A 20,571-nucleotide genomic window follows, 5' to 3' on the forward strand; every position below is an offset into this window, starting at 1 on the left:
TATTCTCGCCAAGTTATTAATATTACCTCTTTAATACTTGGATCTCATTAATACATGGCTAAAGTTAAAACCTCTTATTTCTGCCAAAACTGCGGTGCCCAATCTGCGAAATGGATTGGGCGGTGCCCGGCTTGTGGTGAATGGAATACCTATGTAGAAGAAGTATTGCAACGAGAAGAAGCTAGCGGTCCTACCTGGCGGAGCACTTCTACTCAGGTAGCAGCTAAACCTCGTGCTATTGCCGAAATAAATTACCAGGAAGAGTCTCGGGTTGTAACTGCGGACCAAGAGCTTAACCGGGTATTGGGAGGCGGTATCGTGCCCGGTTCTATGGTATTAATTGGCGGCGAACCAGGCATTGGTAAATCTACTCTAATGCTGCAGATAGCCCTAAGTTTAAAGAAAAACCGGGTGCTGTATATCTCTGGAGAAGAAAGCGACCAACAAATAAAAATGCGGGCTGAGCGCTTAGGCGTGCAACATCCTAACTGTTTTATTTTAACCGAAACCGGTACCCAAAATATTTTTAAACAAATAGAACAATTACAGCCCAATGTGCTGATCGTCGATTCTATTCAAACCTTGCATTCCTCGTTCATAGAATCAGGCGCTGGTAGTATTTCGCAAGTGCGTGAGTGTACCGCAGAGTTATTAAAATATGCAAAAGAAAGTGGAACGCCTGTGTTTTTAATTGGTCATATTACCAAAGAAGGAAACTTAGCTGGCCCTAAAATTTTAGAGCATATGGTAGATACTGTGTTGCAGTTTGAGGGAGATCGGCACATGACCTACCGCATTTTGCGTACTACCAAAAACCGCTTCGGTTCTACGGCCGAACTGGGAATTTATGAGATGCATGGGACTGGTTTACGCGAAGTAAGCAATCCTTCCGAAATTTTATTATCGCAGCGCGAAGAAAACTTAAGCGGGATTAGTATTGGCGCTACTTTAGAAGGGAACCGGCCATTGTTAATTGAAGTGCAAAGCCTGGTGAGTCCGGCTACCTATGGTACTCCGCAGCGTTCCTCTACCGGGTATGATGCTAAACGGCTTAATATGTTACTGGCGGTACTGGAAAAGCGGGGCGGATTTAAATTAGGATCCCAAGATGTATTTTTAAATATTGCCGGGGGATTAAAAGTAGAAGATCCGGCTATTGATTTAGCAGTATGTGCCTCCATCCTATCATCTTTTGAAGATATCGCCATACCCAACACTACTTGTTTCGCTGCCGAAGTAGGCTTAAGTGGCGAAATTAGGGCTGTTAATCGGATAGATCAGCGTATAGGTGAAGCTGAAAAACTAGGCTTTACAGAAATATATATTTCTAAATTCAATGTAAAGGGAACCGACCTAAAACGCTACGGCATTAAAGTGCATGCTGTAAGTAAACTTGAAGAAGTATTGAGTGGTCTCTTTGGATAATGTAAAGAGTAAATTAAATTTAAAATATAACGTAACTAAGGTTAAAAAATGTGACTGCCTTTTTGAATTTTATTTAATTAGTTGTGTTATAGCTGAATTATATCAAAAGTAATAACTATTTGGTGTATTAACTTTTGTGTTTACTTTATAAATTAGTTAGCCTATGAAGCAGCTTAACTTACTCTTAATTTTTCTTCTTTCCAGTTTTTCTCTATTTGCGCAAAAAGCAATTGTAAAGGGTAAAGTGATTAACCCCGAGCAGGATAGTATTATGGTAGCAGTTAATCCTAATACTTTAAGTGCTAAGGAAGTGCAGAGTTTGAGCGCTATAGATGCGCAGGGCCAGTTTGCTATTAGTGTTCCTGTTTCCGAGGCTACTTCTGCTGATTTCGTTTATGATGAGGAATCCATTAGTTTGTTTCTGCACCCCGGTGATGAACTGGAGGTGCGCTTTAATCCTGAGAATTTTTTTAAAACCTTAAAATTTAAGGGTAAAGGCGCAAATGAGAATAATTTTCTGGTAAGTTTTAATCTTAAATTTTATGAAGATGAAGATTACCAGATATTGCCGAATAATATCCGGTTAAATGAAAAAAGCTTTGTTGCCTTTCTGGATTACCGCAAAAAAGACCAGTTACAATTTTTAGAGCGGCATGCTGCTAAAACCCCTTTATCAGAAGATTTTAAAAATTATATAAAGGCCGAAATAGAATATAGTTGGGCCAACGATTTGTTAACCTTTGCCAGTCTGCGCCAACGCGTTATTGGAGGCTCACTAATAAAATTATCTCCGGGTTATTATGATTTTCTAAAAACTGTTACCATCAATAACTCCCAGGCCTTAAAAAGCCATGCCTACACCAGCTTTTTAACTAATTACCTTCAGTTTGTATTAACGGCAACAAACCACCAGCCAAGTAATCCGGATTATTACTGGGCTCTGTATAGTACAGCCAAAGAAAAATTAACCGGCGAGTGCCGTAATTTAGTACTGGCGCAAATTCTGCACAACTCTATTCAAAATGGCTTTATAAAATATACCGATCAGATATGGCAGGATTTAATGAAGCTAGCCCCCAACCTGAAACTTAATGATCCTTTAGTGACGGCATATAATGTTAATAAAGCTTTTGCCTTAGGCGGCCAGGCACCAGATTTTAAATTAAAATCTATTGAAGGAAAAGATGTTTCCTTAAAAGATTTTAAGGGGAAGGTAGTGTACCTCAATTTCTGGAGTACCACCTGTATTTTATGTAAAGTAGATTTGCCTTATGCCAAAGAACTGGAAAAAGAAATGCTTAATAAAAACATTATTTTTATAAACATTGGAGTAGATGGCGATGAGGAATTATGGCGAAAGTCGGTTGCCTCTCGTAAATTAAAAGGAGTACAACTGTTTGCCAGGAATAAAGAAGAATTATTACAAAAATATAAAGTGGTAGAGGCACCTGCTTATTTTCTGATAGATACAGACGGTACATTTATTAGTACCAATGCAAAACGCCCCAGCAATGCCAGCATTAATAATGAGTTATTAAAAGCGCTTAAAATGTAGAAATAGTAAAAGATTAAATTAAAGCGATACAGGCACTTCCTGTATCGCTTTAATTTAAGGCTCTAGCAGTTTATTATTTTCGGCTGGCTCAAGCTTCTTTCCGTAGTTACTCGTACTTTTAGATTCCTATTTCGGAAACCTCCCGAATATTTAAAGCTGCTGTATGAAGGGCAAAATCTCTGACGGATTTAATTTTTTATCTAAGTTAACACTGCCGCGCGCTATTAATGCAACCAAGGTGATTAGCAGTTATATTCTTTCCAAAGTCACTAAAACCTCCCGGCATTGGGGAAGCCCAATAAGTATTTCGTTTGAGCCTACTACCAGTTGTAATTTACGGTGTCCGGAGTGTCCCAGTGGCTTGCGGTCCTTTACGCGGCCTACTGGTATGTTGGATGATACCTTGTTCAGGCGGACTATTGACGAACTTCACCAGAAATTACTGTATCTAATTTTTTATTTCCAGGGAGAGCCGTACCTCCATCCCCGTTTCTTGGATTTAGTTAAACACGCTTCCGCAAAAGGTATTTATACCGCTACTTCTACCAACGCTCATTTTTTAAATGAAGAGAATGCCCGTAAAACTGTAGAATCAGGGCTGGACCGTATGATTATATCTATAGATGGAACCACACAGGAAACCTACCAGGCTTACCGCATTGGAGGGCAGTTAGACAAAGTATTGGAGGGCACACGTAACTTAATTAAATGGAAAAAAAAGTTAAAATCCAGGACACCCTATGTGGTATTCCAGTTCTTAGTGGTGCGCCCCAACGAACACCAGCTGGATGAGGTGCGGAATTTGGCGAAAGAACTGGAAGTAGATGATGTATGGTTTAAAACCGCTCAAATTTATGATTATGAGCAAGGCTCCCCTCTTATTCCTACCATTGATTATTACTCCCGGTATCAGAACAATGGCAATGGAAGCTTCTCTATAAAAAATAAACTTCTGAATCATTGTTGGAAAATGTGGCACTCTTGCGTAATAACCTGGGATGGTTTGGTGGTGCCTTGTTGTTTTGATAAAGATGCTGAGTACCGCATGGGCGATTTAAAACAACAGAAATTTGAACAACTATGGCGGGGCACTCCCTACCGTAAATTTCGCCAGGCTCTATTAAAATCACGAAACGAAATCGAGATGTGCCGCAACTGTACACAGGGAACTAAAGTATGGGGATAGGTCACGTAATAAACATGGAAGAAGAAAATACAGAGGTGGTAATGGTAACGGTGGCTACTTTTCCGGAAGCTATTGAAGCACATATTTACCGCAACCGTTTAGAAGTAGAAGGTATTCCGTGTGTATTAGGCGACGAAAATATTATTTCGAACCAGCCCTGGCACAGCATTGCGTATGGGGGCGTAAAATTACGGGTCCGGCAACAGGATAAAGAAAATGCCAGAGCAATTATAGCGGAGATTCGAGATGAGTTGCAACCAACAATGGGCGTTGTAGGAGCCTGTCCGGTATGTGCATCGCCCCAGGTACAAGTAGAGGAGCAGCCAGGTATATTTAAAAAACTACTTTCTTTTATCTTGGCAGACCCCTTACGCAACCATATTCTCGTATGTGGCAATTGTGGCCATACGTGGCGCCCTTAAAAATTATATTCTATGCTAGAGATAAACCGGTACTTAAATTTAATGGTGGCTAAGATCGATTCTTGGTTAAAGCAACTGGTGCTCATGTTGCCCAACCTGATAATCGCACTTATAGTTTTAGTAGCTACTTTTTTTGTGGCACGGCTCATTCAGCGCACTACTGAAAAAGTATTGCCCCGGTTTTCGCACAGTTTAGCCTTAAATAACCTTATTGCTTCACTGGCTTACACAGCTTCTCTCCTGATTGGCTTTTTCTTTGCGCTGGATATTCTGGAACTAGATAAAACCGTTACCTCATTGCTGGCTGGGGTTGGTATTATAGGTTTGGCTTTGGGTTTCGCCTTTCAGGATATTGCCGCTAACTTTATTTCGGGGGTTATTATTGCTGTACGTAAACCTTTTGGGGTAGGCGATGTGATAGAATCCAACGATTATTTTGGGACAATTGAGCGGATTAATTTACGGACCATTGATATCAGACAGGTAACAGGGGAGTTAGTAAAAGTACCTAACCGGAAAGTTTTTGAGAATGTAATGGTGGTTTTTACCCATTACGGTATCAGGCGGGTAGATGTAACCTTGGGTATTTCTTATGGAGAGGATTTAGAACGGGCGCAGCAAGTAATAAAGGAAGCTGTAATTGGTATAAAAGGCCAGGTAGAAACCAAAGATGTAGAGGTAGTTTATGAAGAGTTTGGCGATAGTTCTATAAATTGTAAAGTACGGTTTTGGGTTCATTATAACCGGCAGTTTGATTATGTATTTGCCCGTAGTGAAGCCATTATAAAAATAAAGAAAGCGCTTGATGCCAATAATATGGCTATACCATTCCCAATCCGGACATTAGATTTTGGTATTCAGGGAGGAGTAAATTTAAGCGATCAGCTTTCTGTTTTAAAACCAGAAGCGCCTGAGGAAAAAAAGGAATCCTGAATTAGGTTTTAGAAAAAATAAAAGCTGAAGGATGTACTCCTTCAGCTTTTATTTTTTGTGCTATAATTTCGCTTAGTTCTTATCTACATTTTTTCCTAAGTCCTGTACTCTTACTAAGAAAGCATCAATATCCGTATCGGCTAAAGGACCATACGAGTTAGAGATAGTTCCTTTTGTTCCATCGTTGCATTCAATAGCATATAAAATGGCCATATCATCCGGATTAGTTTCTCCTTCAAAACGGTAAAAGTCTACAATTTTTACTTCCTCGGCTCCGTATGTTTTACCATCGTTTTCGCCATAACTAGTTAACCGTTCATTCTCAACCCGGAAATCTTTTGTAAAGCCTTCTTCCTTAAGCTTCTTTTGTACATCTATTTGCGACGTTAATTCTTCTTTGTCTTGCATAGCAGTATAATTATTAAGGGTTATTCATCGAATATAGTATAGCTGCTATACGTAAAAACCGAAACAAGTTAACTGCACAAACCGGAAAAATTTGGAAGTCTGTAAATTCTCTAGCTAAAGAGTCGCATAAAAACAGGCTTTTAACTCTGGGAAGCCGAGTTTATATTCTTCTGAATTTTAGTAAAATCAATAGAAGAACAAGCGCTACCACAACCTTTAACACAGCCGCCAGACTTGGTGCTAAAGTTTCTGTAAACTAAACGACCTACATAAAAAGCAGCGGCAATAAATATGAGAAATATAATAAGTTGCTGTACCATGTCTTGTTAAGAACCGCTTAAGTTTAAAAAAAGTTTATTGTGGCTGCTATTACAAAGGTTGTTCACTCTTATTCCAGTAGGATAAAATAAATTGACTGGTTTCGTCGTGAATCCGCCCGTTAGTAGCCAATAATTCTTTGCCAAAAACCGGATCGCCACTGCCGCCGAATTTTGTAACACGTCCGCCCGCTTCTCTTACAATAACTACTCCTGCTGCCACGTCCCAAGGCTTTAAATTAAACTCAAAGAACCCTTCAAACCTGCCGCAGGCAACATAAGCTAAGTCTGCAGCCGCTGATCCTAACCGCCGTACGCCATGTGATTTTTGCATAAAGCCACCTAGCAATTGTAAGTAATCCTGCATCCAGCCAAAATCGGTATAGGGGTACCCGGTTACCATTAAACTATTAGCTAAGTCAGGAGTATCAGTTACTTTTATAGGCTTGCCATTCAGGAAAGCTCCACCACCCTTTGTCGCATAAAAGCATTCATCCTGGTTTATCTCATAAATAACTCCCAGCACCATTTCATCCCGCTCCATTAAGCCAATGCTCACGCAAAAAACAGGCACCCCATGAATGAAATTGGTAGTTCCATCCAAAGGGTCTATAATCCAGTTGTATACCTCGTGTTTCTCATCAGAAGTGCCTTCTTCCGCAATAAATCCCGAATCTGGAAATACAGCTTTTATGCCAGCTATTATTTGTTCTTCAGCCTGTTTGTCTACATACGAAACCATGTCGTTCAGGCCTTTATGTTCAATTTTACTTCTGTCAAAAGCCGCCGCTTCGGCACGAATAAATTCGCCGGTTTTTTTAGCAATAGCAACTATTTCCTGGCAAAGTTCAGAAAGATTCATAGGCTTATTTTTAGGTTTATTTATACGGGTTTGTAGAACTTTTTACTTTTTTGCTGCCCTTGGCAATATACCAGCCCCGGATAGCCAGGGTTAGTACGAGTGGCAATACGGATGGATGAAATTCTTGAGGTAATATTTTCCAGCTAACGGCTAACAGTACTAAAATGGCAGCTGTAACTAAAAAGTAAGTTTTTATAAAAGTTGATTTCTTTTCTTTAAGCAAAAGAAAAGCAACTGGTAAGTGAAGAGGAAAAGCCCAAAGAATATTGAGGTTTTGGGAAAACGACTGGTGGTCGGTGCCAAACCAAAGAAACGTTAATATAATACCTAATAAGCCGGTTAAGCTAAATAGAACAATATCTAATGCGTGGGAAACAGCTTTTTGCCGAATCTGCAGAATGGTAACAAGTACTACTACCACCAGTAACACCCAGAAAATAAACGAAGGTGTTAGAAGGGGCGCTTCAGCTGGTGGGGCAGTTGCCTTAAATAATTGTTGCTTAGATTGTACAAAAGGAGCCATACCTCCTACCCTGGATTTGTCAAATCCCTGCATTAAAAAGTCCGGCAAAAACATCATTTGGGTGGGCGATGCTACTTTGTCGGCAGGCAAGCCCATTAATAAATCTATGCCCAAATCTACCCAGGGGTGCGGTGCCTGGTAAATGCCAACCAACTGCCGGAAAGTAGGCGGACCATCTAACGGGGTTTGAGGGTAAATTAATTTGTTCCCTAAGCCTTTTTTAAAAACATCCCGGATACGGGTAGCGCAGTTATCGTAGAAAAAGTCGTAGAGATACGAGCGGTTTTCGGGCAGGTAATTATTTTCCAGGAAATCCATTACCCATTGTTTTTCCTGCAAATTTAAATTCAATACTTGCTCATATACCGACCGGTTATCTTCCTGGCTGTTCTCTAATAATTGTTGGAAGTATCCGGCTGATAAATTATAAGGTAACTTACCCTGAATAAATTTTATATAAAAGTTAGGGGTATTAAAATCAAAAGTGCCATAGTTAAAAACCACATCCATATCCTGGACCGGGTCTACTACCCGTATGGCACTGTGGCCATACATCGAGTATAATTCGGCCCCAGGAGAAACTGTAATAAGGCTAATTTTAGCTTGCGGCGACAACGGGAATGCCTTACTTTGTTGAATAACCAACAGGAATCCCAGACAAAGTATTATTAATTTAAAAATTGATCTTTTATTCATTTGCATAAGAGGCTTTTAAAGCTTTCCCTCCTTCTACTACCAACACAAATTCTCCTTTTATTGCCTTCTGGTTAAACTGCTGAATTACGTCGGCTAAAGTACCGGTAATGGTTTCTTCAAACATTTTAGTTAGTTCCCTTGATACCGATACTTGCCGTTCCGGACCAAAGTATTCGCTAAATTGGCCCAGTGTCTTAAGTAAACGATGCGGCGATTCATAAAATATCATAGTGCGCTCTTCTTTGGCTAACTCCTGTAAGCGGGTTTGTCGGCCTTTTTTCTGTGGCAAAAATCCCTCAAAAGTAAATCGCTCGGCGCTAAAGCCAGATTTTAGTAAAGCTGGTACAAAAGCAGTGGGTCCGGGCAAACATTCTATTTTAATATTGTTGCGCAGGCACTCGCGCACCAGTAAAAAGCCAGGATCCGATATGCCCGGGGTACCAGCATCTGACACCAAAGCCATTTTTTCGCCTTTACTCATACGATCTATTAAGTGGGCTACCGCTTTGTGTTCGTTGTGCAGGTGGTGGCTGTGCATGCGTTTATCTATGCCTAAATGTTGCAGCAGTTTTCCACTGGTACGGGTATCTTCGGCCAGCACGGTGTCTACCTCTTTTAAAATCCTAATTGCCCGAAGCGTTATATCCTCCAGGTTACCAATTGGAGTTGGTACTAAGTAAAGCCTTGTTTCTTCGCCAGATGACATGCCCAAAGGTAAATATTTCAGTTTAATTGCGGGTAATGGTGCTGGTAAAATACGTGTCTATTTTTTATGTGGCTATTTAAATATACACGATTAGTACTCTAAATATTTTTCAGCTACCCGATCTATGGCCTGAGCTAGTTTCCGGTCGCGGGTTGTTACTTTATTTCCCGCAAAGGTATAAAGCTTAAAACTTACTTTGTTGTAGATATTGGTCCATTCCGGGTGGTGGTCCAAATCTTCTGCTACAGCGGCTACTTCGGTCATAAAAGCAAAGGCTTCTTTAAAGTTCTTAAAAATAAAGGCTTTTTTAAGGCTGTTGTTTTCTTCTTCCCACATAACAAATAAGGTTTTAAAATTTAAATATATCTGATTACCTGAATATTATGGATTATTAAAATCTTGAAAATAAATGGGTGCTGCTCCAACTACCAATTTTAGAAGGCCGTATAGAAAGCCTCTTAAAGAATTATTAGTTTGATCTAACCCTAAACCAACTATGGAAAATAAACCTACTTCTGTTCCGGACCAGCACCAGGCAGAGCAACCGGGCAAAGAACATAAAATGACCCCCGAACCAGAAGTTATTCGGGATAATTATAAAGGTAGTGATAAATTAAAAGGAAAAGTTGCCCTTATTACCGGAGGCGATAGTGGTATTGGCCGGGCCGTTGCGGTTCATTTTGCCCGCGAAGGTGCAGATGTGGCTATTGCTTATTTGTCGGAAGATCAGGATGCCCAGGATACAAAGCAAATGGTAGAAGCAGAAGGACGAAAATGTCTGTTACTACCAGGTGACCTGCGGGAAGAACAGTTTTGTAAATCTATTGTTCAAAACACGGTGCAGGAACTAGGAGGTTTAAATATTCTGGTAAATAATGCAGCGGAGCAACACGAGAAAGAAGATTTAAAAGAGATAACCAGCGAGCAGCTCGAAAAAACTTTCCGGACTAATATTTTCGCCTACTTTTTTGTGGCGCAAGCAGCCCTGGAACGTCTGCAAAAAGGCGATTCTATCATAAATACTACTTCGGTAACTTCTTTTAGGGGAAGCACTCATTTAATCGATTATTCCGCCACCAAAGGTGCCATTACCACTTTTACCCGGGCCTTAGGCCAAAATTTAGCTGAGAAAGGCATACGGGTAAATGCTGTAGCGCCAGGTCCTATCTGGACACCTCTTATTCCGGCTACTTTAAAAAATGTGGAAGAGTTTGGTAAAAGTACGCCAATGGGCCGAGTAGGACAACCTTCAGAAGTAGCTCCTGCGTATGTATTCTTAGCTTCGGAAGATGCCTCTTATATAACCGGACAAGTTATCCATATTAATGGTGGCGAAGTAGTAGCGGGTTAAGCAAATTAGTTAAACCCCATCAGCAAAAATAGAGTAAGAAGCAAAAACTGAAATTTATTATAAGCACTAAAGCTTAGGAAAATAAAAATAAAATAAAAACTAACTAAACAGAACAAATGGCATCAGTTAGAGGAAATACTGAAAGACGTGTTCGGGTTATTGAGAGTAACACCGATTACGAAGAAATGCAAGCCGGTCACATCATTCCAGGTGCTGATCCCCCAAAGAATGACCATGCCCGGGGTGGTTTTGGTGACCGGGATGGCCGAAATGGCTTTGGAACCGACTCAAGCGATGGCTCCACATCTTTGTCAATGAATGAAGATACTGTAGATCAAAATGCTCATACCGATGGGTTGCGTACAAGTTCGCAATTAGCTAACAAAACTCCTGTTGCTGTAGCCGATGACGAGGATGATGACTTGGAAGAGGATGATGACTTAGGAGATGATATAGATGTTGATGACATTCCGGATGATGATTTCGATGACATCGATATAGATGATCCGGACTTTGACGATGATTTGGACGAAGATCTGGATGAGGATTTGGACGAAGAAGATGATGACATTTAATTAAATTTAAAAAGGAGGGAAGATTATGCCGTATAAAAGCAATAATACCAATCAACAATCGAGTCATCCTGGTGGTGATCCGGCTGGAAAAGGCGTTGGCGGAGAAAAAATTGTTAATTCAGAGGCTAGCGAAGATGCACTGCACGATATGATTCGGGCTAAGTATACAGATGGGGAAGATGAACCAACTATTGATACAAGATTAGGAAGTCATCCTAATCGCAATACCAATAAACCTAAAATTGATAAACCTCCTTATAGCTAAGGAAATTTTTCAATAGGAAAAAGGCGAAGAAGTCACTATGAACTTCTTCGCCTTTTTTGTTTTTATCTTTTTCTGTATACTTTATTGTTAACTATTTAAAGAATTTTAACGGATCTATTTTATAATTTTTCTAATAATGACTTTGCTGACTTAGTTTCAAGGCAAATGCCTAGGGTGTATTTATAAAAATAGGGGGTTCTTTATATAGTAATATTAAGGAATTATAATAAACTAAAGCTATATAAAAAAGATAAGCTAGGCTTGCATTAGTTTAATCCCTCAAAAACTTTCCGACAAGAAATAAAACTGCCATATTGAAGTCATTATTAAATTTAACATTATAAACTAGTTTGAAGGTTAGGTATTAAATCTTATTCTTTCTAATTTTAAAATAATGCTGCTTTATTTTTTTGCTGGTAATAAGTATAAAAACGGATTTTTGGCTAAATTTTTCTAAAACAGATCGTTTTAAATGTGGAAAAAATTTAACTTTAACGAGATTTTAGCAAAAAGGTTTAGCATAAGTATTTTAAATATATCAATCTCTTATTAAAATGAGATAGTGAGGATAACAAAGATTTAAGAACAGGTTAAAGGTTAGTTTGTATGGTTAAAAATTTACTAAAAAGTTATTTCTTAAGGGAGCAAAATTATATCAAGACAGCAGTTTTGATATCCGCCTTTCTAGGCTTATGCTCATTTAATGCGGCAGCGCAAAGTTATCGGACAAGAGCAGACGGTGATTGGAGTAGAAGTGCGTCTATTTGGGAAGTTCGAAATGGTAACTCGGGACCTTATACTCTGACAGATGTTGTGCCCAGCAGCGCTAATAGTACTGAAATCCTTATTGTGCATAATATTGCTATCAGCACACAAGTTTTAGTGGATCAAACAGTAGTTTTAAATGGAGCTTCTCTTTCCGTTAATAAGGGTGGAGTTTTAACCATTGTTCCTAACTCTGAAGGAGAAGATTTAACAATAGGTGGAGCATTATATAATAATGGAGCCATAAATTTCTACACAGAATCTGGAGTGCCTAGAGTTGTTGTAACTGGTACCTTCAATAATAAAAGTACGATTACGGGGGCTAGTGCATCAACCTTATTTTTTAGACCAGGTAGTGTTTATGAACACCAGTTTACGGCTACTTCCGGTGAAATACCTCAGGCAACCTGGGATCCCTCTTCAACAGCAAAGATTACTGGGTTTACTGATAACCAGGTTCTGCCAGTGGGGTTAACACAAACCTTTAGTAATCTTACTTTGAATATTAATAATGGAAATACAATATCATTAGCTTCTAATTTATCTGTATCACATGCCCTTACTATTAGTGGTAATGGAGTGCTAAATACGGGTACTTATATAGTTACTATTGCTGAGACTGGCAGTCTGCACGAATCAGCAACAGGCTATTTATTTGGAAGAGTGGATGCTACCAGAACTATCAGTAATGGCAATTTAGAAAATTTTGGAGGGATAGGCGTTACTTTAAGATCGACTGGTACAGTTTATCCTGGAGTAACAAAGGTTACGCGGTCTAATTTTGGTTATATAAGAGATATTGAAAAAAATACAGGGGATAAAATTGTCAGAGGATTGTATAGTATATCTCCGGCAGCAAACGGTAACGCTGGATTAAAGGCCGATTTGACTCTAAACTATAGCACTTTAGAAGCAGAAAATTTTAATAAAAATACGCTTGTATTCTATAGAAAGAGAGATTCTGATTTAAAATATTTAGAACAATTAGAAGGAGAAGGGCAAACATATAGCCGGGACTTAAATAACCAAACCGTTACATTATCCGGTGTAACTGGGTTTTCGTTATGGACAATGGGGCATAAAGATCCAAACACTACCCTGCCCGTAACCCTTACTTATTTTAAAGCAACCCGTAAAGGCGCCAATGCAGAACTTGCCTGGCAAACAGCTATGGAAGCAAATAACCAGGGATTTGAGCTTCAGGTGTCAAATGACGGTGAGAATTTCAGAAAGTTAGCTTTTGTACATACTAAAAATGGAAATTCCTCAGTTGCCCAATCGTATATTTACACAGATAAAGAACCGGCAAAACAAGGCGTACGTTACTACCGGATTAAACAATTAGATCTGGATGGGAAAGAAACATTTTATGCCGTTGAAGCCGTTCGATTTGATATAAATAAGAATCAAACAACAGTAAAAGCTTATCCAAATCCGTTTACTAATTCTTTTGAGGTTGAATTAGGTGGTTCTGGTAAGCAAGAGGCCACGCTTACTGTTACTGATTTAACTGGTAAAAAAGTATTGGAGCAAAAAGTGCCGGTTGCAGCTGGCCTGAACCGGATACCTGTTTCTTTGGCAGGTAATTATCCAAGTGGTGTTTATATTTTAAATGTGGTAACCGATACCGTTAAGGAGCAGATTAAACTGATCAAGCAATAACAGTATATATTATAAGTTAAAAGGAGGGCCAAAAGCCCTCCTTTTTTGGTAAAGAGGAATTAGTATAAAAGATTTAGAACTAATTAAAAGAGAATAAATAAAAGCAATTGGTTTATTGAAGTTCTTCCCGTAATTTTGCGCCACTAAATAGTAAAAAAATGCAGCAAGACAGCGTTATATTTAACCTAATCCGTCAAGAAAAAGAGCGCCAGATGCATGGCCTTGAATTAATTGCTTCCGAAAACTTTGTTTCGGAGCAGGTAATGAAAGCCATGGGTAGTGAATTAACCAACAAATATGCTGAGGGTTTACCGGGTAAGCGTTATTATGGAGGTTGTGAAATTGTAGACCAGGCTGAACAATTAGCGATTGATCGGGCAAAAGAATTATTTAACGCTGCTTGGGTAAACGTGCAGCCGCATTCTGGGGCACAAGCCAATGCTGCTGTAATGTTGGCTGTTTTAAATCCAGGCGATAAAATATTAGGTTTTGACTTGTCTCATGGTGGTCACCTAACTCATGGTTCGCCGGTAAACTTCTCCGGTAAAATTTATCAGCCTACGTTTTATGGCGTAGAGCCAGATACGGGGTTAATTGATTGGGAAAAAGTAGCTGATATTGCTCGTCGGGAAAAACCAAAATTAATCATTTGCGGGGCGTCTGCCTATTCCAGAGATTGGGATTATGAAGCCTTGCGGGCTGCTGCTGATGAAGTAGGTGCTTTATTATTGGCCGATATCTCCCACCCTGCTGGTTTAATCGCTCACGGGTTATTAAACGATCCTTTTAAACATTGCCATATAGTTACTACTACTACTCATAAAACCCTGCGTGGTCCAAGAGGTGGTATGATTATGTTACCGCACGATTTTGATAATCCGTTTGGTTATAAAACACCAAAAGGTGAAATCCGGTCAATGTCCTCGTTATTAGATATGGCTGTTTTCCCTGGTACGCAAGGTGGACCTTTAGAGCACGTTATTGCTTCTAAAGCGGTTTCTTTCTTCGAAGCATTATCTGATGATTATCGCCAATATATTCTTCAGGTGCAGAAGAACGCACAAGCCTTAGCAAAAGGATTTACCGACAGAGGTTACAATATTATTTCTGGCGGTACTGATAACCACTTAATGTTAATTGATTTACGTTCCAAAGGTTTATCAGGTAAACAAGCAGAGAATACTTTAATTAAAGCGGATATCACCATTAATAAAAATATGGTGCCGTTTGATGATAAATCTCCATTTGTTACTTCTGGTATGCGCATTGGCTCTGCCGCGGTAACTACTCGTGGGTTGAAGGAAAACGACATGGAACGTATTGTTTCCTTAATTGATGATGTGTTGCAAAACCATGAAAACGAGTCCAAGATTGCCGGCGTAAAGCAAGAGATTAATTCCTGGATGAAAAACTTCCCTTTATTTAATTATTAATTATAACCATTAGAACGGGTACACACGTGACTGTAGAAGAACACGGAGAACAGGAAATGTCATTTATTGACCATCTAGAAGAATTAAGATGGCACATTATCCGTTCATTGGCTTCCATATTAGTTTTTGCAATTGCCGCCTTTATCGCGAAGGAGTTTGTATTTCATGATTTAATACTGGCTCCTTCCCGGGCAGATTTCTATACCTACCGCAAGTTGTGTGAATTAGGCGAGTACATGAATAGTCCGGGCATGTGTATTCAGAAATTGAACTTTACCCTGCAGGCACGGGATATGAGTGGCCAGTTTACCACCCACATGACTGTTTCAGCAATTATTGGTTTGATTTTAGCGTTTCCTTACACCTTTTGGGAAATATGGCGTTTTATTAAACCAGGTTTATACCCGCAAGAGCAAAAAAACTCCCGGGGTGCTGTATTCTTTGTTTCATTGCTGTTTATTATTGGATTATTATTTGGTTATTATGTAGCCGCTCCCCTATCCATTAATTTTCTGTCTTCTTATACCATAGATCCAAGCATTACAAACGAGTTTGACTTATCTTCTTATATCGATACGTTAACCCGGATGACCCTAGCTTGTGGTATTATGTTTGAGTTGCCGATGATTGCTTTCTTTTTAACAAAAGCGGGTATTATCTCATCGGAATTTATGATAGCTTACCGTAGGCATGCTATTGTTGTGATATTAATTATAGCTGCATTGATATCGCCACCTGATGTGTTAAGTATGACCATCTTTGCTTTGCCTCTATTAGGACTCTATGAAGTAAGTATTTTGATCTCTAATATAGTACGTCGCAGAGATTTAAAACGCCTGAATAAAAGCACAAACTAATAAGCATCATGGTTAAGAGAATTGCAATTGGTGGTGACCACGCCGGTTTTCAATATAAAGGATTGATAACAGAATTATTACAAAAAGAGGGGTATGAAGTAATAGATTTCGGACCTGACTCAGAAGCTTCTGTTGATTATCCGGACCATGTGCACCCATTGGCTACATCAATAAAACAAGGCGAAGCGGAAGCCGGTATTTTAATTTGTGGTAGTGGCAATGGCGTTGCTATTACAGCTAATAAGCATCCAGAAGTTCGCGCTGCTCTTTGTTGGGAACCTGAAATTGCGAAGTTGGCTCGGGAACACAACAACGCAAATGTTTTATGTGTGCCAGCCCGTTTTGTTTCTGTAGAAGTAGCAGCCGAAATGGTAAAAGTATTTCTTACTACTGCTTTCGAAGGTGGCCGTCACCAAACTCGGGTAAATAAAATTACCTGCTAATCCTCGGTTCTACTTTTAATCTATTCTTTTGTATAAATGGTTCTGGCCGATATGCTTATATCGGCCAAACACTTCCGGAGCCTTATATCTAAGCTCTGGCATTAATCCTTTCTCATCTACAATATATTCAGGCTTGGCAGTAGCTATGTTCTGAGAAATCTTGAAAACAGCATAATAGGTATTTAACTGTCCAAAATCTTCCTGGGCTAGTTGCCAATTAATGTAAGGCGTAGCCGCCTTATTAGCTACATAAAAATTTATATCATCTCCTAAAACCAATATTCGGGCGTTTGTTACCTCATAGTATTTAGAGGCTGATTGGGTGGTAAGGCCAGACGTATTAATTGCTACATAAGGTAAAGGAGGTAAAAGCGTATTGTACCGGGTAAGGATGGCAAACCCAAATAAAATCAAAAATAAGGGCTCCGTTAGCCATAAAAAGTTGGACCTTAGAAATAGAAAGGTCGCAAAATAGGTAAAGGCCGGCAAAAACAATAACCAGGTTATAGCAGATATCTCCTGGCCAGCTATAGTTACCAATGCCGCAATAGGTAACCAAATTAACATTAACTGAAAAAACTTAAGCTGATAGTTTAGACCTGGAGCATAAATGGCACAAAAGGTTACTGCAAATAATAGGAATAGTATAGGTAAGGCTACAATTTTAAGTAAATCCAGCCCAGGTAATAATAAATCTATATCAAATTGCCAGGCCGATAAGATATTGTATTGGATAAAATTAGGTAGGGCATCGGCATAAAGAAAATAAGTAAAAGCTACAATATAAGGGAACAATAACCCGCACAGAAATAACAGGAAGCTACGAAAGGTATTGAAAGCAAAGAACACAACCGCAAAAAAACCAAATATTAAAAACAGTAAAAAAGGTAAATAACAAAGCGCAGCTATACCTAGCATAAATCCACCTTTAAATAATCTAGGATTACTTATGCCCTCTTTGGGTGCTACAATCAGGTATTGTATTGAGAAGATCAGAAATGTCATGCCCAGCAGCAAAGGCGATAAGGTATCAAATTCGAAAAAGATACTGCCAAATATAAAATATAATAAGGCCGGTAAATAAGTTTTCTCATTAAGAACGCCGTTAGTATTCAGGGTTAGGTTTAGGCGCAGGCCCTGGATAAAAATTAAAGTACTGGCAATAATTCTGTACATTAAAATATTTCGGCCAAAAGCTACATCAACTACCCAGAAGAGCGCCGCCGACAAAGGAGCGGTTGTATCGTAAACATCCCGGTACAGCATAAAATTCTCTGAAAGCCGTTCGCCGAGAACCATGGCTTTGACTTCTTGTAGCGTAAGCGGTATGCCTAACAAAATGAGGGGCACCCGAATAGCTAAAAACAATAGCACTAACAAAAACAAGCGGGATAATAATATGCTCTTAAAGTAGCTTATCAAGGGATCTGGTAAATTTTAAGTAGGTACAAATTTATGTTGCCTAAAGAGCAAACAGGCTTAATTACCAAGAACTATAACTAAAGCCTTTTAAAACGGGTAAAAATGCAAAAATAATACGATATTTGCAGCTTCTATGGAAAGTAAACGACAACAAAAGTTTGCCAAACTTTTACAGAAAGAATTAGCCGAGATTTTTCAGCGGGAGTTAACCCATGTTGTAAATGGAGCTTATATTTCTATCAGTACAGTGCGAGTAAGTCCTGACTTGGGCACGGCAAAAGTATATTTAAGCCTTATATTGGCAGGAGATGGCAAAGCTATATTACAGGAGGTAAAAGTTAATACCAAAATAATCAGACATGCCCTGGCCCAGCGCATTAAAAATCAGGTGCGGGTTATTCCAGACCTTATCTTTTATTTAGATGATAGTGCAGAATACGCCGCGCACATGGATAAAATATTTTCAGGTCTTGATATTCCGCCTGCCGACGAGAAAGAGCCGGAAGAGGACGATGATGCTACTTATTAGGGGAATTTAATGCAATACGATCCGATAAAGCGTGTATTGGGCGAAACGTTCAATAAAACGCCATTTTTACGGCGCTTTTTCTATAATCTTCTGGATTTACTTTTACTCCGGACTTGGCATGTGCATAAAGAGTTAAAGGTATGGGCGGTTGGTAAAAGAGAAAAGCCTATTAAAATTCTCGATGCTGGTTCCGGATATGGCCAATATACCTATTACATGTCGGGTATGAGCCCGAAGTGGCAGATTTTAGCCGTTGATGTTAAGGAAGAACAGATAGCTGATAGCAATCATTTTTTTAAGCAAATTGGTAGAGGGGAGCGGGTAAAGTTTGAAGTAGCAGACCTGGTAACATTCCGGCAAAATAACCTTTACGATTTAGCCCTGTCAGTAGATGTAATGGAACACATTCTGGAAGATGTAGAAGTATTTAAAAACATAAATGTCGGCTTAAAACCAGGAGGTATGTTACTTATTTCTACCCCATCTGACCAGGGAGGCTCTGATGTACACGAAGATGATGAAAGTTCTTTTATAGAAGAGCACGTGCGGGATGGATATAATATTCAGGAAATTCAGGATAAATTAATGCTAGCCGGGTTTAGTAAAGTACAGGCGCGTTATTCGTATGGCAAGCCCGGGCAAATTTCCTGGCGCTTATCAATGAAGTACCCTATCTTGATGCTTGGTAAATCAAAAGCTTTCTTCCTATTACTGCCTTTCTATTATTCTCTTACCTTCCCTTTCTGTTTAATTTTAAACTGGCTGGATGCTAATACCCACCATCCAACAGGTACCGGATTAATTGTAAAAGCCTGGAAGTAATGGATAAATAGTAAAAGGTGTATTAAAAGTAGTTATTCAGCAAAAATCAGTCTGACTTTTTACCTAAGACAACTCTTTACTCTTCTTACAAGTACTATAGACCTCCATTAAAGCAATAAATATTTTATATATACTGTTTTACTCAACCTAATCTGCTTTAACTAAACTATGAATGTCCCTTTTCTTATAGCAAAACGCTATTTTGTTTCGAAGAAGAAGAGGAATATAATCAGCATTATTTCCAATATATCCATGATTGGAGTTGCTGTTGGTTCGGCGGCCCTTATTATTGTGCTTTCGGTTTTTAATGGATTGGAAGATTTAATCCGCAGCATCTATGGGAGTTTTGATCCGGATTTACGCATAGTAGCAACAAGGGGCAAAAATTTTGTAACAGATAAAGAATTTCTGGATAGCCTAAGAAATACACCAGGCGTAGCATTTATAACCGAAGTGGTAGAAGACAATGCTTTGTTGCGTTATGAAGGCCGGCAAAAGGTTATTAAGTTAAAAGGCGTAAGTGGTAATTTCTTTGGCCAGAATCGGATAGATTCTACTATTATAGAAGGAGATTACCGGTTACGACGCAATGGGTATAATTATGCACTTATTGGTAGAGGAATTCAATACGAGCTATCGGTAAGGGTAACTAATGCTATTGTGCCCATGCAGTTACTCTATCCTAAAAAAAAGAAAGGGTTAACATTGACACCGGAGGATGCATTTAATGAAAAATCCATTATTGCGGGCGGTGTTTTTGTAATAGAAAAGCAATACGATGACAGTTATGTTTTTGTGCCGTTGGAATTTGCCAGCGAACTGTTTGAGTACGGCAATAAGCGCTCCTCTCTAGAAATAAAAGTAAAAAAAGGGCAATCTATTGCACGCGTGCAAAATGCCCTGCAAAATTTATTAGGAAACAGATATAAGGTTCTGGATAGTGACCAGCAACATGTAAGTTTATTAAGGGCGGTTAAAGTAGAGAAAATGTTTGTGTTTATTACATTTGCTTTCATTTTATTAATTGCCTCTATTAATATCTTCTTCTCACTTTCAATGTTGGTAATAGATAAAAAGAAAGATATCGCGATTCTGGCCTCTATGGGAGCTACTCCCGAAATAATTCGAAATATTTTTCTGGCAGAAGGGGCACTTGTGGCTTGTATTGGTGCAGGAGGAGGCTTGTCGTTAGGCTTGTTGGTGTGTTGGGTACAAAAAACCTTTGGTTTGATTTCAATGGGTATGGCTACTGCGCTGGTCGATGCCTATCCCGTAAAAATGCGCCTTTCAGATGTGTTATTAACTGGCCTGACTATCATTTTTATTACCTTGCTGGTATCCATTCGGCCAGCTATCAAAGCCGCCGCCATAGAGCCAAAAGATATTCTATAAATCTCAAAGCTCAATATTTATT

The 20,571-nt window shown here is 39.1% G+C and carries 22 protein-coding genes; 15 read left to right on the top strand and 7 right to left on the bottom strand.

Going from position 1 to position 20,571, the window contains the following annotated elements:
* The first annotated feature begins 54 nt into the window (after positions 1–54).
* The 5 genes from radA to ADHAQ_RS0107780 all read left to right on the top strand — a co-directional run bounded on the left by radA (position 55) and on the right by ADHAQ_RS0107780 (position 5,521).
* Complete coding sequence (gene radA, locus ADHAQ_RS0107760; RefSeq protein WP_026462451.1) at positions 55–1,425, top strand: DNA repair protein RadA; 1,371 nt, start codon at positions 55–57, stop codon at positions 1,423–1,425.
* A 163-nt stretch (positions 1,426–1,588) separates the two neighbouring features.
* Positions 1,589–2,980 (top strand): TlpA family protein disulfide reductase, encoded by a 1,392-nt coding sequence (locus ADHAQ_RS0107765; protein WP_026462452.1) that lies wholly within the window; start codon positions 1,589–1,591, stop codon positions 2,978–2,980.
* 163 nt (positions 2,981–3,143) lie between these two features.
* Positions 3,144–4,166, top strand: coding sequence for an SPASM domain-containing protein (locus tag ADHAQ_RS0107770; RefSeq protein WP_026462453.1), 1,023 nt, complete (start codon positions 3,144–3,146; stop codon positions 4,164–4,166).
* Between the two features lie 14 nt (positions 4,167–4,180).
* Positions 4,181–4,588, top strand: coding sequence for a putative signal transducing protein (locus ADHAQ_RS27145; protein WP_169727986.1), 408 nt, complete (start codon positions 4,181–4,183; stop codon positions 4,586–4,588).
* A 12-nt stretch (positions 4,589–4,600) separates the two neighbouring features.
* Positions 4,601–5,521, top strand: a complete 921-nt coding sequence (locus ADHAQ_RS0107780; protein WP_026462454.1) for a mechanosensitive ion channel family protein — start codon at positions 4,601–4,603, stop codon at positions 5,519–5,521.
* A 72-nt stretch (positions 5,522–5,593) separates the two neighbouring features.
* Here the strand turns inward: ADHAQ_RS0107780 and ADHAQ_RS0107785 are convergent, their stop codons facing one another.
* The 6 genes from ADHAQ_RS0107785 to ADHAQ_RS0107815 form a co-directional block, all read right to left on the bottom strand.
* Positions 5,594–5,929 carry a hypothetical protein gene (locus ADHAQ_RS0107785; protein WP_026462455.1) on the bottom strand — a complete coding sequence of 112 codons (336 nt, stop codon included), beginning with the start codon at positions 5,927–5,929 and terminating at the stop codon, positions 5,594–5,596.
* A 140-nt stretch (positions 5,930–6,069) separates the two neighbouring features.
* On the bottom strand, positions 6,070–6,249 hold the full coding sequence (locus ADHAQ_RS0107790; protein WP_026462456.1) for a FeoB-associated Cys-rich membrane protein: 180 nt from the start codon (positions 6,247–6,249) through the stop codon (positions 6,070–6,072).
* Positions 6,250–6,298: 49 nt separating this feature from the next.
* The gene (locus ADHAQ_RS0107795) at positions 6,299–7,108 is read right to left on the bottom strand and encodes an inositol monophosphatase family protein (protein ID WP_026462457.1); all 810 of its coding nucleotides are present in this window, start codon (positions 7,106–7,108) and stop codon (positions 6,299–6,301) included.
* Between the two features lie 16 nt (positions 7,109–7,124).
* Positions 7,125–8,327 carry an Lnb N-terminal periplasmic domain-containing protein gene (locus ADHAQ_RS24925; RefSeq protein WP_051359786.1) on the bottom strand — a complete coding sequence of 401 codons (1,203 nt, stop codon included), beginning with the start codon at positions 8,325–8,327 and terminating at the stop codon, positions 7,125–7,127.
* Positions 8,320–9,033: a 16S rRNA (cytidine(1402)-2'-O)-methyltransferase gene (rsmI, locus tag ADHAQ_RS0107805; RefSeq protein WP_026462458.1), complete on the bottom strand. Its 714-nt coding sequence runs from the start codon at positions 9,031–9,033 to the stop codon at positions 8,320–8,322. The genes ADHAQ_RS24925 and rsmI overlap by 8 nt, the downstream gene beginning before the upstream one ends.
* A 90-nt stretch (positions 9,034–9,123) precedes the next feature.
* Positions 9,124–9,399, bottom strand: a complete 276-nt coding sequence (locus ADHAQ_RS0107815) for a 4a-hydroxytetrahydrobiopterin dehydratase (protein WP_425393691.1) — start codon at positions 9,397–9,399, stop codon at positions 9,124–9,126.
* Positions 9,400–9,529: 130 nt separating this feature from the next.
* On the opposite strand from ADHAQ_RS0107815, the gene ADHAQ_RS0107820 reads away from it, so the two are divergent.
* The 7 genes from ADHAQ_RS0107820 (at position 9,530) to rpiB (ending at position 16,384) form a co-directional block, all read left to right on the top strand.
* A complete protein-coding gene (locus ADHAQ_RS0107820) occupies positions 9,530–10,384 on the top strand; it encodes an SDR family oxidoreductase (protein ID WP_026462460.1) in 855 nt (284 codons plus the stop codon).
* A gap of 116 nt (positions 10,385–10,500) precedes the next feature.
* Positions 10,501–10,959 carry a hypothetical protein gene (locus ADHAQ_RS28040; protein WP_034256676.1) on the top strand — a complete coding sequence of 153 codons (459 nt, stop codon included), beginning with the start codon at positions 10,501–10,503 and terminating at the stop codon, positions 10,957–10,959.
* A 25-nt stretch (positions 10,960–10,984) separates the two neighbouring features.
* Positions 10,985–11,224 carry a hypothetical protein gene (locus ADHAQ_RS24935; RefSeq protein ID WP_034256678.1) on the top strand — a complete coding sequence of 80 codons (240 nt, stop codon included), beginning with the start codon at positions 10,985–10,987 and terminating at the stop codon, positions 11,222–11,224.
* A gap of 606 nt (positions 11,225–11,830) precedes the next feature.
* Positions 11,831–13,651, top strand: a complete 1,821-nt coding sequence (locus tag ADHAQ_RS0107835) for a T9SS type A sorting domain-containing protein (protein WP_026462461.1) — start codon at positions 11,831–11,833, stop codon at positions 13,649–13,651.
* Positions 13,652–13,809: 158 nt separating this feature from the next.
* The gene (glyA, locus tag ADHAQ_RS0107840) at positions 13,810–15,084 is read left to right on the top strand and encodes a serine hydroxymethyltransferase (protein ID WP_026462462.1); all 1,275 of its coding nucleotides are present in this window, start codon (positions 13,810–13,812) and stop codon (positions 15,082–15,084) included.
* Between the two features lie 26 nt (positions 15,085–15,110).
* Positions 15,111–15,941 carry a twin-arginine translocase subunit TatC gene (gene tatC, locus ADHAQ_RS0107845; RefSeq protein ID WP_026462463.1) on the top strand — a complete coding sequence of 277 codons (831 nt, stop codon included), beginning with the start codon at positions 15,111–15,113 and terminating at the stop codon, positions 15,939–15,941.
* 8 nt (positions 15,942–15,949) lie between these two features.
* Positions 15,950–16,384 carry a ribose 5-phosphate isomerase B gene (rpiB, locus tag ADHAQ_RS0107850; RefSeq protein WP_026462464.1) on the top strand — a complete coding sequence of 145 codons (435 nt, stop codon included), beginning with the start codon at positions 15,950–15,952 and terminating at the stop codon, positions 16,382–16,384.
* Positions 16,385–16,399: 15 nt separating this feature from the next.
* Here rpiB and ADHAQ_RS0107855 read toward each other — a convergent pair whose 3' ends face one another.
* Positions 16,400–17,806, bottom strand: coding sequence for a hypothetical protein (locus ADHAQ_RS0107855; RefSeq protein ID WP_157433371.1), 1,407 nt, complete (start codon positions 17,804–17,806; stop codon positions 16,400–16,402).
* 133 nt (positions 17,807–17,939) lie between these two features.
* Here ADHAQ_RS0107855 and rbfA point away from each other — a divergent pair, with 133 nt between their 5' ends.
* From rbfA to ADHAQ_RS0107870, 3 genes are all read left to right on the top strand, one after another.
* Entirely contained in the window at positions 17,940–18,335 is a 396-nt protein-coding gene (gene rbfA, locus ADHAQ_RS0107860) for a 30S ribosome-binding factor RbfA (protein WP_026462466.1), read from the top strand.
* Positions 18,336–18,344: 9 nt separating this feature from the next.
* Positions 18,345–19,157 (top strand): class I SAM-dependent methyltransferase, encoded by an 813-nt coding sequence (locus tag ADHAQ_RS0107865; protein ID WP_026462467.1) that lies wholly within the window; start codon positions 18,345–18,347, stop codon positions 19,155–19,157.
* Positions 19,158–19,325: 168 nt separating this feature from the next.
* A complete protein-coding gene (locus tag ADHAQ_RS0107870; protein WP_026462468.1) occupies positions 19,326–20,549 on the top strand; it encodes an ABC transporter permease in 1,224 nt (407 codons plus the stop codon).
* Positions 20,550–20,571: the final 22 nt, after the last annotated feature.

Origin of the sequence: Adhaeribacter aquaticus DSM 16391, from assembly GCF_000473365.1 — a bacterium.
GTDB lineage: Bacteria > Bacteroidota > Bacteroidia > Cytophagales > Hymenobacteraceae > Adhaeribacter > Adhaeribacter aquaticus.

What these genes read in the sequence shown, in the direction of transcription:
- rsmI (WP_026462458.1), bottom strand. Translation starts at nt 9,033, where the DNA reads ATGTCATCTGGCGAAGAAACAAGGCTTTACTTAGTACCAACTCCAATT.
- rpiB (WP_026462464.1), top strand. Translation starts at nt 15,950, where the DNA reads ATGGTTAAGAGAATTGCAATTGGTGGTGACCACGCCGGTTTTCAATAT.
- ADHAQ_RS0107870 (WP_026462468.1), top strand. Translation starts at nt 19,326, where the DNA reads ATGAATGTCCCTTTTCTTATAGCAAAACGCTATTTTGTTTCGAAGAAG.
- ADHAQ_RS0107785 (WP_026462455.1), bottom strand. Translation starts at nt 5,929, where the DNA reads ATGCAAGACAAAGAAGAATTAACGTCGCAAATAGATGTACAAAAGAAG.
- ADHAQ_RS0107865 (WP_026462467.1), top strand. Translation starts at nt 18,345, where the DNA reads ATGCAATACGATCCGATAAAGCGTGTATTGGGCGAAACGTTCAATAAA.
- ADHAQ_RS0107780 (WP_026462454.1), top strand. Translation starts at nt 4,601, where the DNA reads ATGCTAGAGATAAACCGGTACTTAAATTTAATGGTGGCTAAGATCGAT.
- ADHAQ_RS0107765 (WP_026462452.1), top strand. Translation starts at nt 1,589, where the DNA reads ATGAAGCAGCTTAACTTACTCTTAATTTTTCTTCTTTCCAGTTTTTCT.
- ADHAQ_RS0107795 (WP_026462457.1), bottom strand. Translation starts at nt 7,108, where the DNA reads ATGAATCTTTCTGAACTTTGCCAGGAAATAGTTGCTATTGCTAAAAAA.
- glyA (WP_026462462.1), top strand. Translation starts at nt 13,810, where the DNA reads ATGCAGCAAGACAGCGTTATATTTAACCTAATCCGTCAAGAAAAAGAG.
- ADHAQ_RS24925 (WP_051359786.1), bottom strand. Translation starts at nt 8,327, where the DNA reads ATGAATAAAAGATCAATTTTTAAATTAATAATACTTTGTCTGGGATTC.
- radA (WP_026462451.1), top strand. Translation starts at nt 55, where the DNA reads ATGGCTAAAGTTAAAACCTCTTATTTCTGCCAAAACTGCGGTGCCCAA.
- ADHAQ_RS0107835 (WP_026462461.1), top strand. Translation starts at nt 11,831, where the DNA reads ATGGTTAAAAATTTACTAAAAAGTTATTTCTTAAGGGAGCAAAATTAT.
- ADHAQ_RS0107790 (WP_026462456.1), bottom strand. Translation starts at nt 6,249, where the DNA reads ATGGTACAGCAACTTATTATATTTCTCATATTTATTGCCGCTGCTTTT.
- rbfA (WP_026462466.1), top strand. Translation starts at nt 17,940, where the DNA reads ATGGAAAGTAAACGACAACAAAAGTTTGCCAAACTTTTACAGAAAGAA.
- ADHAQ_RS0107820 (WP_026462460.1), top strand. Translation starts at nt 9,530, where the DNA reads ATGGAAAATAAACCTACTTCTGTTCCGGACCAGCACCAGGCAGAGCAA.
- ADHAQ_RS28040 (WP_034256676.1), top strand. Translation starts at nt 10,501, where the DNA reads ATGGCATCAGTTAGAGGAAATACTGAAAGACGTGTTCGGGTTATTGAG.
- ADHAQ_RS27145 (WP_169727986.1), top strand. Translation starts at nt 4,181, where the DNA reads ATGGAAGAAGAAAATACAGAGGTGGTAATGGTAACGGTGGCTACTTTT.
- ADHAQ_RS24935 (WP_034256678.1), top strand. Translation starts at nt 10,985, where the DNA reads ATGCCGTATAAAAGCAATAATACCAATCAACAATCGAGTCATCCTGGT.
- ADHAQ_RS0107770 (WP_026462453.1), top strand. Translation starts at nt 3,144, where the DNA reads ATGAAGGGCAAAATCTCTGACGGATTTAATTTTTTATCTAAGTTAACA.